Annotated in this window: 10 protein-coding genes; 6 read left to right on the top strand and 4 right to left on the bottom strand. The window is 61.8% G+C overall.

The window, feature by feature from the left end; translation table 11 throughout:
- Positions 1-85 precede the first annotated feature (85 nt).
- The 4 genes from HDE80_RS02120 to pilG all read right to left on the bottom strand — a co-directional run bounded on the left by HDE80_RS02120 (position 86) and on the right by pilG (position 3,589).
- On the bottom strand, positions 86-2,116 hold the full coding sequence (locus HDE80_RS02120) for a methyl-accepting chemotaxis protein (protein WP_184601577.1): 2,031 nt from the start codon (positions 2,114-2,116) through the stop codon (positions 86-88).
- Between the two features lie 129 nt (positions 2,117-2,245).
- On the bottom strand, positions 2,246-2,785 hold the full coding sequence (locus HDE80_RS02115; RefSeq protein ID WP_184667391.1) for a chemotaxis protein CheW: 540 nt from the start codon (positions 2,783-2,785) through the stop codon (positions 2,246-2,248).
- Positions 2,782-3,153, bottom strand: a complete 372-nt coding sequence (locus HDE80_RS02110; protein WP_184601579.1) for a response regulator — start codon at positions 3,151-3,153, stop codon at positions 2,782-2,784. The genes HDE80_RS02115 and HDE80_RS02110 overlap by 4 nt, the downstream gene beginning before the upstream one ends.
- Before the next feature lie 22 nt (positions 3,154-3,175).
- Positions 3,176-3,589, bottom strand: coding sequence for a twitching motility response regulator PilG (gene pilG, locus HDE80_RS02105; RefSeq protein WP_343205934.1), 414 nt, complete (start codon positions 3,587-3,589; stop codon positions 3,176-3,178).
- A gap of 392 nt (positions 3,590-3,981) precedes the next feature.
- Here pilG and gshB point away from each other — a divergent pair, with 392 nt between their 5' ends.
- The 6 genes from gshB to HDE80_RS02075 all read left to right on the top strand — a co-directional run bounded on the left by gshB (position 3,982) and on the right by HDE80_RS02075 (position 9,805).
- Positions 3,982-4,959, top strand: coding sequence for a glutathione synthase (gene gshB, locus HDE80_RS02100; RefSeq protein WP_184667389.1), 978 nt, complete (start codon positions 3,982-3,984; stop codon positions 4,957-4,959).
- Positions 4,960-4,997: 38 nt separating this feature from the next.
- Entirely contained in the window at positions 4,998-5,858 is an 861-nt protein-coding gene (locus HDE80_RS02095) for an energy transducer TonB (RefSeq protein ID WP_345776404.1), read from the top strand.
- A gap of 34 nt (positions 5,859-5,892) precedes the next feature.
- Positions 5,893-6,462: a YqgE/AlgH family protein gene (locus HDE80_RS02090; protein ID WP_184667387.1), complete on the top strand. Its 570-nt coding sequence runs from the start codon at positions 5,893-5,895 to the stop codon at positions 6,460-6,462.
- The gene (gene ruvX / locus HDE80_RS02085; RefSeq protein WP_184667385.1) at positions 6,459-6,902 is read left to right on the top strand and encodes a Holliday junction resolvase RuvX; all 444 of its coding nucleotides are present in this window, start codon (positions 6,459-6,461) and stop codon (positions 6,900-6,902) included. Before HDE80_RS02090 ends, ruvX begins: the two co-directional genes overlap by 4 nt.
- Before the next feature lie 32 nt (positions 6,903-6,934).
- Positions 6,935-7,861 carry an aspartate carbamoyltransferase catalytic subunit gene (locus HDE80_RS02080; protein ID WP_184667383.1) on the top strand — a complete coding sequence of 309 codons (927 nt, stop codon included), beginning with the start codon at positions 6,935-6,937 and terminating at the stop codon, positions 7,859-7,861.
- 147 nt (positions 7,862-8,008) lie between these two features.
- Complete coding sequence (locus HDE80_RS02075; protein WP_184667381.1) at positions 8,009-9,805, top strand: hypothetical protein; 1,797 nt, start codon at positions 8,009-8,011, stop codon at positions 9,803-9,805.
- Positions 9,806-10,098 lie beyond the last annotated feature (293 nt).

Raw genomic sequence — 10,098 nt, 5'->3', positions numbered from 1 at the left:
AACAGCACGTTACGCAACCAACGAGAATGCCCCCCGTCTTGTGCTTGTATTCATCGGTCTGCCATCAGCCCGACGGATAGTTCAATCAACCCGGCAACTTGAAATGCGCCACCGAGCGGCGCAGGTCACTCGCCAGCTGCGCCAACGTACCGATCGAGTCGGCCGTCTGGCTCGCGCCCTGCGAGGTCTGCGAAGTAATTTCCTGAATCGCGTTCATTGACACCGAGACATCCGTTGCCGCCGCCGACTGCGCGCGTGCCGCGGTGGAGATGCTCTGAATCAGCGCCGACAAATCGTGCGAAACGCGCTCGATATCGCCCAGCGCGCTACCGGCATCCTCCGCCAGGCGCGCACCGGCGACCACCTCGGCGGTGGTCTGCTCCATCGAGTTCACCGCTTCGTTGGTATCGGACTGAATCGTCTGCACCAGCGTTTCGATACGTTTGGTCGCACTGGTCGAGCGTTCGGCCAGTCGCTGCACTTCGTCCGCCACCACCGCGAAACCGCGACCGGCCTCACCGGCCGAGGCTGCCTGGATGGCGGCATTCAGCGCCAGGATGTTGGTCTGCTCGGCAATGTCGTTGATCAGTTCCACGATCGAGCCGATCTCCTGCGAGGATTCGCCCAGCCGCTTGATGCGCTTGGATGTTTCCTGGATCTGGTCGCGAATCGAGTCCATGCCGGAGATCGTTTCGCGCACCACTTCGGCGCCGTGCGAAGCGATCTTCACCGAGCGCTCGGCCACGTCGGCCGACTCGGCAGAATCCTTCGACACGATGTCCATCGAGCTCACGATCTGGTTGATCGCCGAGGTCGCCGAGCTGATCTGCTGCGCCTGTTGTTCGGCGGCGTCGGCCAGATGACGCGCCGTGGTTTGTGTTTCCTGCGCCGACGACGACACCTGCTCGGAGGTCTCGTTGATGGTGGTTACCAGGGAGCGCAGCTCGTCGATGGCGTAGTTCACCGAGTCGGCGATGGCGCCGGTGATGTCCTCCGACACGGTGGTCTTTACGGTCAGGTCGCCCTCGGCGAGCGAACCCATTTCGTCCAGCAGGCGCATGATCGCCTCCTGGTTACGCTGGTTGAGCTCGGCACTGCTGGCGAAGCGGCGGCGCTGATCGCCGACCAGGGTAATAACCAGCGCGACGGCGAAAACCACCGCGGCGATCGCACCGAACAAGCCCCACCATACATTCGGGAACAGGCGGCGCAACGGCAGCTTGCCGACCTGCTCGGACAAATCGTTCGCGCGCAACAGCACCGTCTGCGAATCCAGCGAAGCCTGGTTACCGGCGTGCTTCACGTCGGCAAGGTTGCCGGCCGCTGCAACCAGCTTGGCCACGGGATCGGCCAGCTTGTTCCAGCTATCCGTCATATCCGTGAGGATCTTTTTGGCGTTGGCGTCGCCAATGGGCTTCACGCCACTTTCCGAATTGCCCTCGAGCAGACCCTTCAATACGTTGCCGTACAACTGCGCATCGCGGGACAGGCCATCGGCCGCCGACTGCGCGTTGTCGCCACCCTGTAACACTTCCTGCACGCGACGGATGATTCGGTCACCGGACAGCATCTGGCGGGACGTGCCGAGCATCTGATCGGAGCTGCCGTTGTGCTGCTGCAGAATGTTGACCACCTGCTCCATGCTCGAGTTGAGCAAGGGCATCTGCTGCGCCAGCGTATTGGCGCGCACGCCGGAGTCGGTCACCACCGCCTTGTTGGAAAGGATCTTGCCGATGTCGTCGTCGAGCTGCTTCCACGAATCATTCAGCGCGATCACGGCGCGACCGGTCAATGTGGTGCTTTTATCGTCGTAGCCCGGCATATCTGTATGCGTATCGCCCTTGATCAGACGCTGCACTGCCGAATCAATGGAATTGCGATTGGCTGCGAGTTCATTGAAGGACTCGGCATTGCCGTTCGCCGCTTCCAGCGCGGATTTTGCCGTCTGCTGCGACAGCACCTGAATCTGTGTGGTCAGCGCGATGGCCTGTCGATCCTCGCTGTTCTTCTGGTTCAGCAAACCGAAATCGAGCGCCGCAAAACCAATCGAAACCACAAGCAGGACAATGTAAACGGCATAACCCCGTTCCCTGCTAACGCCCCCGGTAGTGCTCATGTTCACCTCGTCCGTCTGACCTGACCTGATCGGCTCCGCTTTGTTGGGCGGGTACCGGCCTGGGACTTGCTAACCAAAATCCGGCCACGATGGGCGCCGGCCCTTCTTGTCTAAAGCGCGATCGGATGATCAGGCCGCGGCCTGACGAAAATCCGGTGCGCGTACCAATCGATGCATGCTGAAAATCGCCAACTGCTGCTCGCCGACGCGATTTTCGACGAAGCGCGTCAGCCGCGGGTCGTCCTCGCGCCCAGCGTCACGCCGCTGCTCCTCGTCTACCGTGCGCTGGCCGAATACTTCGTCGACCAGCAGCGCCACGCTGCCATTGCCCTGGCGCACGATCAGCAGGCGGGTGCGATCGGAGTACTGCGTGCGCTCGCCGAACAGGAAGCGCGCAAAATCGACTACCGGCACCAGATTGCCGCGCACGTTGGCCACACCGAGCAACCAGGGCTGGGTACCCGGCACCGGCGTGAGCGTGGGTACGGCCAGCAGCTCGTTGATCTCGTCGATGCCGCTGACCAGCAAACGTGAACCGACGCGAAAACCGATGCCGCGCCACAACCCAGGCGCTTCCAGCTTGTCCTGCGTGTCAGAGGCGTGTGCCAGCGACAGCCGCTCGTAGCGGGCCAGAATCTCAAAAGGCGTGCGGTTGACGGACTGGTTCATGCCACACCCGGTAACAGATCGTTGATGCAGGCCAGCAGCTCTTTCTCATTCACCGGCTTGGTGATGAACGCGCGGGCACCCTGACGCAAACCCCACACCCGATCGGTTTCCATCGACTTGGTCGTGATCATCACGATCGGCACGCCCGCCGTGATCGGATCGCGGCTCAGCGTGCGCGTGGCCTGAAACCCATTCATGCCTGGCATGATCACGTCCATGATGACCAGGCTGGGCAAATCAGCCCGCGCCCGTTCGATGCCTTCTTCAGCACTGTTGACGGCGACAACCTCATGCCCCGCACGCTCGAGCAGCGTGGTGAACACGCGCACGTCGGTCGGTGAGTCATCGATGATGAGAATATTGGCCACAGGCTCCCCTCAGAATCTGCAGTCAGCGGCTCGCAGGCACGGTGCTGACATGGCGGTGGATGGCACCAAGCAGTTCGTCACGCGTGAACGGCTTGGTCAGATATTGTTCGGCACCCACGATACGGCCACGCGCCTTGTCGAACAGGCCGTCTTTCGAACTGAGCATGATCACGGGCGTCGCACGAAACTGCGGATTGTTCTTGATCAGCGCGCAGGTCTGATAACCATCCAGCCGCGGCATCATGATGTCGACGAAAATGATCGCCGGTTTCTGGTCGGAGATCTTGGCAAGCGCCTCGAACCCGTCAACTGCTGTCACCACGTCACAGCCTTCCTTCGTCAGCAAGGTTTCCGCTGTGCGCCGAATGGTTTTTGAGTCGTCGATCACCATGACCTTGAGACCGGTCAAGTCATTAGCACTAACGTTCAAATTCACTACTCCCCCTGGGGCCCGCGCGAGCTCAGGTCAATCACGAAGACAAGCAACTTGTGTGCCGTCGTTCGTACGTGTAAAAAATCACGAAACAAAATCAGGCGAAGCCCGCTCTGCGCCGGCGCTCAATAAGCTTTAGTTGTGTACCGCCTGCCCGCCAAGACTGTCAAGCAATAATCGCGCAGACTCAACAAGCAACACGCACAACGTGACCTATATTGGCACCATCGGGCTCATGGCGACAGCTCCGGCCAAGCCGAGCTTGTCGCCGCCGACCATCTCGACGACCATCGCACCCGATGATGTCAATCTGACGAATTCAAGAGGCCTGCGTGGCCGCGAGCTTGTCCGGCGCTGGGTTGAATACCGCATTTGAATAACAACGGAGAATCGCCATGACCCTTTCGGTCGCCGTGCTGATGGACCCCATCGGCGCGATCAAGGTAGCCAAGGACACCAGTCTGGCCATGCTGCTGGAAGCCCAGCGTCGCGGACACACGCTGCATTATTTCGAGCAGGGCGATCTGGCGCTGCGCGATGGCGCGCCGTGGGCGCGGATCGCTACGCTCAGCGTGCGCGACGATCCGAAAAACTGGTACACGCTGGGCGAGGCGCATTGGCAGGATCTGCGCGAGATCGACGTGGTGCTGATGCGCAAGGATCCACCGGTCGACGCCCAGTTCATCTACGACAGCATGGTGCTGGAAGTCGCCCAGCGCAGTGGCGTGGCCGTCGTCAACGATCCGCAGTCGTTGCGCGACTGCAACGAGAAGCTGTTCGCGCTGCAGTTTCCGCAGTGCATCGTGCCGACGCTGGTAGCGCGCGACGCGACGGAACTGCGCCGTTTCACCGCCGAACATGGCGAGGTAGTGCTGAAACCACTGGACGGGATGGGTGGGCGCGGCATCTTTCGGGTCAAGGCCGGCGACAGCAATCTCAACTCGATGCTGGAAACCCTGCTGGCCGGCGGCGCCCACGGTGAAGGCCGTCAGCTCACCATCGCGCAGAAATACATTCCCGAAATTACCGCCGGCGACAAACGCATCCTGGTGATCGACGGCGAACCGGTGCCGTACGCGCTGGCGCGCATTCCCCAGGGCAACGAATTTCGCGGCAATCTCGCGGCCGGCGGTCGCGGCGAAGGCCTGCCGCTGTCCGAACGCGATCGCTGGATTGTGACCCAGGTCGCACCCGAGCTGCGCCGACGCGGCCTGCTGTTCGTCGGCCTGGACGTGATCGGGGATTACCTGACCGAGATCAACGTCACATCACCGACTTGCGTGCGCGAACTGGACGCACAGTTCGGGCTTAATATTGCCGGCCAGCTGTTCGACGTCATCGAGCAGCGCGTTTCCGGAAATCGCGCCGCGTGAGTCAACCTGCAACGGATCACCTCAAGCCGACCGTCTCGATAAAAGCGGCCGGCGAAGCACCCAACCCGATCAGCGCCACCCTGCTGTTTTCACTGTTGCTGCACGGGGTGCTCTTGCTCGGCATCACCTTCCACTTTGCGAAGCTGAAGCCCAGCCTTCCCACGCTGGACGTTACCTTGGTCAACGTCGCCAATCAGGAAGCACCGGACAAAGTGGACTTTCTGGCCCAGGCCAACAACAGCGGTGGCGGACAAAACGACCGCGCCGCAAGGCCCTCGGATCTTTTTTCCGGCCCGCTTCCGCAGCCGAACCCAGGCACGGCGCCGACTCCGGTCGAAGCAGCCATTGCGCAACCCACCGATGCCACGCCAACCCGGATGGTGACTACCAGCGGCACCAGCAACTTCGACGTGAATAGCGATACCGCGGAAAAGCAGGTCGACCCGCAGAATCAGGCCGCCACCAGCACGGAAGCGCAGACTGAGCAGGCCATCGCGAAGCTCACCGCCGAGGTGAATCGTAAAAAGGTAGCCTACGCCAAGCGCCCCAAGATCAAATTCCTCACTGCCAGCACGAAGGAATACGCTTACGCCGCCTATATGCGCGGATGGTCCGACCGCGTCGAACGGATCGGCAATCTGAACTATCCGGACGAGGCGCGCAGGCGTGGCGTGCATGGCGACGTGCTGCTTACCGTCGTGCTCAATCTTGACGGTAGCATCAAGAGCATTGACGTGATCCACAGCTCCGGAGAAAAGCTGCTTGATGCCGCAGCTGAACGGATTGTGCGACTGGCTGCGCCATTCCCACCGGCACCGCAAAGCGGCGAAAAGATCGACGAACTCAATATCACCCGCACCTGGCAGTTCCAGCCGAACAACGTGCTGCAAACCCGCTGAAGCGCGACGCGTGTGACGTGCTTACAATGGTGCCATGAACACCGTCGTACCCAACATACTCACCGGCCATTTCCTGATCGCCATGCCCAGTCTGGCCGATCCGCCGTTTTCGCGCGGCGTGGCGCTGCTCTGCCAGCACGACGAGGATGGGGCCGTCGGCCTGCTGGTAAATCAGTTGTCCGAGTATCGCTTCGGTGACGTGCTGGCACAGATGAAACTCGAATGCCTCGACAGTGATCTGGCCGACGCGCCAGTGCTGATCGGCGGGCCGGTGCAGCAGGAGCGCGGCTTCGTGCTGCACCGCGAGCACGGCTACTGGGAGTCGAGCTACCGCATCAATGCCCAGTGGTCTGTCACCACGTCGCGCGACATCCTGGTGGCAATGGCCGCCGGTGAAGGCCCTAGCCAGGCCGTGATGGCGCTCGGCTACGCCGGCTGGGACGCCGGCCAGCTGGAGCAGGAACTGATGGCGAACGCATGGCTGACCGCCGAAGCCAGCGGCAGCATCGTGTTCGACACACCACTGGAAGATCGCTGGAGCGCCGCCGCCGGGCTGGTCGGCGTCGACCCACGGCAGCTGTCCAGCTACGCGGGCCACGCATGAGCTGTGTGCTCGGTTTCGATGTCGGCAGCAAACTCACTGGCGTGGCGGTCGGCAATCGCTTTACCGCCAGCGCACGGGCACTCACCACGATTGCCGTGCGTGATGGCGAGCCGGATTGGCAACGCATCGATGCCCTGCACAAGGAATGGCTGCCGGACACCCTGATCGTTGGCCTGCCGTTGACCCTCGATGGCGGTGAACAGCCAGCTAGTCGCACCGCCCGCCGTTTTGCCGGACAACTGCAAAAACGTTACGGCCTGCCCGTCGCCTTTGTCGATGAACGGCACAGTTCGCAGGACGCTGCCGAAAGGTTTGCCGAAGCGCGCGCCGCCGGCCTCAAGCGGCGGCGTGATGCTGTAACAATCGATGCCGAGGCCGCCGCTGTCATCGTGGAACGCTGGCTGCTTGAAACCCCAGCAGCGCCTGCCACCGATCACTGAGCACTTCATACCCCACTTTCAGAACCGATGCCATGAGCCCACGTCTGCGCCACCTCACCACGCTGGAAAACCTGCCGCGCGACACCATCGAGCGCCTGCTCGATCGCGCCGAAGCGCTGCGAGACGCCTGTGCCCACGGTACGCGCAAGCTCAGCGTACTGGCCGGTCGCACGGTACTGAACCTGTTCTTCGAACCTTCCACGCGTACGCGCACTTCGTTCGAATTGGCCGCGCGGCGACTCGGTGCAGACGTCGTCAACTTCGATATCGGCTTCTCGTCGACCAGCAAGGGCGAGGAACTGTTCGACACCCTGCATACCCTCGAGGCAATGCACCTCGATGCGATCATCGTGCGCCACAAGCAGTCCGGTACGCCAGACGAGTTGGTGGGACATGCGATGAGCGGCGTGTCGGTGATCAACGCCGGCGACGGCAACCGCGCGCATCCCACGCAGGGTCTGCTCGACGTCTTGACCATCCGCCAGCACCGACCGGATTTCGAAAATCTGATCGTGGTGATCTGCGGCGACATCAAGCATTCGCGCGTGGCGCGTTCGGACATCCACGCGCTGACCGCGCTGGGCACCAAGGAAATTCGCGTGTGCGGCCCGTCCACGCTGATGCCGTCAGCGGAGGAATTTCCCAAGGTTCATTACGTCGAGAATTTCGACGAGGCGATCCGCGGCGCCGACGCGGTGATTACCCTGCGCCTGCAGAAAGAGCGCATGGCCGCTATCGATCTGCCGGACGAAACCGCCTACTTCAACCATTACGGCCTCGATCAGCGCCGCCTCGCGCTTGCCGCCAAGGGCTGCCTGGTGATGCACCCTGGCCCGATCAACCGTGGTATCGAGATTGCTTCCGACGTGGCTGACGGTGCGCAGTCGCGCATTCTCGAACAGGTCGGCAACGGCGTGTTTGTACGTATGGCCGTGCTGAACGAGCTGCTGGCGCGCTGACGAACCAGGCTCCCGCCTAGCGGCAACCAAAGCGGACGTTCTTTGATCTTTGGCCGGATACGCAAAGTTATCGTTAATTTGCCGCACCGCGACAACCCGCAAAGCGGCATAATATCCCCGCAGCACTCATAAACTCTGGGGATCATCATGCGATCGACGACGCGCTTCATGGCGCTGGGCTTGACTAGCTTCGTGCTGGCAGCTTGCGGACACAAGGACAAGGACGCTCCGCTGGCTTTCGTGCCGGCCGATACGCCTTACGTGGTAGCCAATCTGGATGTGCTGGACGACGACACGCGCAAGGCACTGCTGACCCAAGCCGATACGCAACTGCCTTCGCAGCTGGCTCAGCTCAATGCCACGGCCGACCAGATGGCCCAGAAAGATCCGGATGGCGCGCGCCTGATGCACGCGCTGGTCGCCGAATTCAACGGCAAGACGATCGAAACCTTCGCCCAGAATGCCGGCCTCGACCTGAAGGGTTATTCCGCTCTGTATGGCCTGGGCCTGGCGCCGGTATTGCGCATCGGCCTGAGCGACCCGAAAGCCTTCGATGGTTTTATCGGACGATTGGAAACCGCGTATGGCAAGAAGCTCGATGTCGTCAGTCTCGGTGCGCAGAGCTATCGCAAATACACCTTTGCGGCTTCAGGCACGCAGGCCATTATCGCGATGGTCGGCAAGCAGGCCGTGCTCTCACTGCTGCCGGCGGATGCATCGCCAGCGCTACTGCGTCAGGCGCTTGGCCTCGACCGACCGGAGAAGAGCCTGCAGGATGACGGCCGACTGGCGACCCTGGCCAAGGCCAAGGGTTATCAGAACTGGGTGGTCGGCGACCTCGACCTGACCCGCGCACTGCCGATGGCGATCAGCGGCACCGATCCATTGTTCGCCTCGATCATCAAGGCACACGCCGCTGCTGAATCGGCCAAAACCGGCGAGCCGGTGGCCAACCAGCTGCAGACCTCGCCCAGCTGCGCACCCGAAGCAGCCCGCATCGCCGCACGCGTGCCAGCCGTCAGCTTCGGATACACCCAGCTGGATACCGGACACCAGAACGTGCGCTTCGATATCGCGCTAGCTGACGACATCAGCAAGGCGTTCTCCGGATTGAAGGTGGAACTACCTGGTCTGGGCAGCGCCGGGACCGCGCCATTCGACGTCAGCATTGCACTGCCGATCGCACAATTGCGCACATTCTGGTCGGCTCAAGCCGACGCCGTCACGGCTCATCCATTCACCTGTCCCGCACTAACCGATCTCAACGACGGTTTCGCCAAGCTCGGCCCGGCCATGCAGAAGGCGGCGATTCCACCGTTCGGCGACATGCTCGGCCTGCGCATCGTGCTGGACACGCTGGTGCCGGCCAAGGACGCTACCGGCATGCCGACCTTCACCGGCCGTGTCGTGCTGGGCAGCAATAACCCCACCGGTCTGCTGGCGATGAGCCAAATGATGGTGCCGGCGTTGGCCCAGCTCAAACTCACACCCAACGGACCGCCAGTACCACTGCCTAAGGATATGGCCAGCATGCTTGGACAGCCGATGTGGATTGCACTCGGCGACAAAGCCATCGCGATTGGCGTGGGTGCGGGTGAAGATGCACAGCTTGCCGACACGCTCAAGGCGCCCACGGGCGACACCGGGCGCACCGGCCGCATGCATCTTAGCGGCGCAATGTACATGACCTGGCTACAGCTGATGGAAGCGAAGGCGGACAGCCTTTCCGCCACTGCAGCTGCGCTGGGCAAGAGCGATGATCCGTCAATCGATGCCGCAGACAGCAGCCCTGAAGACGCCACTCAGATAGCCGCCGATGCCGCACGTTCAAAAGCGCAGTTCGCCGCAATGAAGGCACAGGCCGCCCGCGTCAACAGCATCGATGCGGAAACGCACGTTGAGGCCGACGGCATGGTGATCACCAGCCAGACCACGTTGAAGTAAAAGCCACATCCTCTTGCGGCCATCTACATTGGTGGCCGCAGGGTGCAACACCGCTCATAAAGCCGGAGTGCCAATGCGCTCCGGTTTTTTTTGAACTCGCGATTGACTTACTAAAGCCGTCTGCAAATCTGCCGGTTCCCTGTGAGGCCCGCCTTGCATGCATCGTCACTTGCTGAACCGAAGCACCGGATCGCCACACAATTTTCACGCATCGGCTGTTGCCATATGCAGCACGGAAGCCGGCAGCAACGGCATCCAACTGTCGCTACCGACAGCTTTCCATCACCAAGGAG

It is taken from the genome of Rhodanobacter sp. A1T4, from assembly GCF_014207185.1.
In the GTDB taxonomy this organism is placed as follows: domain Bacteria; phylum Pseudomonadota; class Gammaproteobacteria; order Xanthomonadales; family Rhodanobacteraceae; genus Rhodanobacter.
The sequence above is the reverse complement of the archived record's forward strand: the minus strand, read 5'-3'. Positions and strand labels throughout refer to the sequence as shown.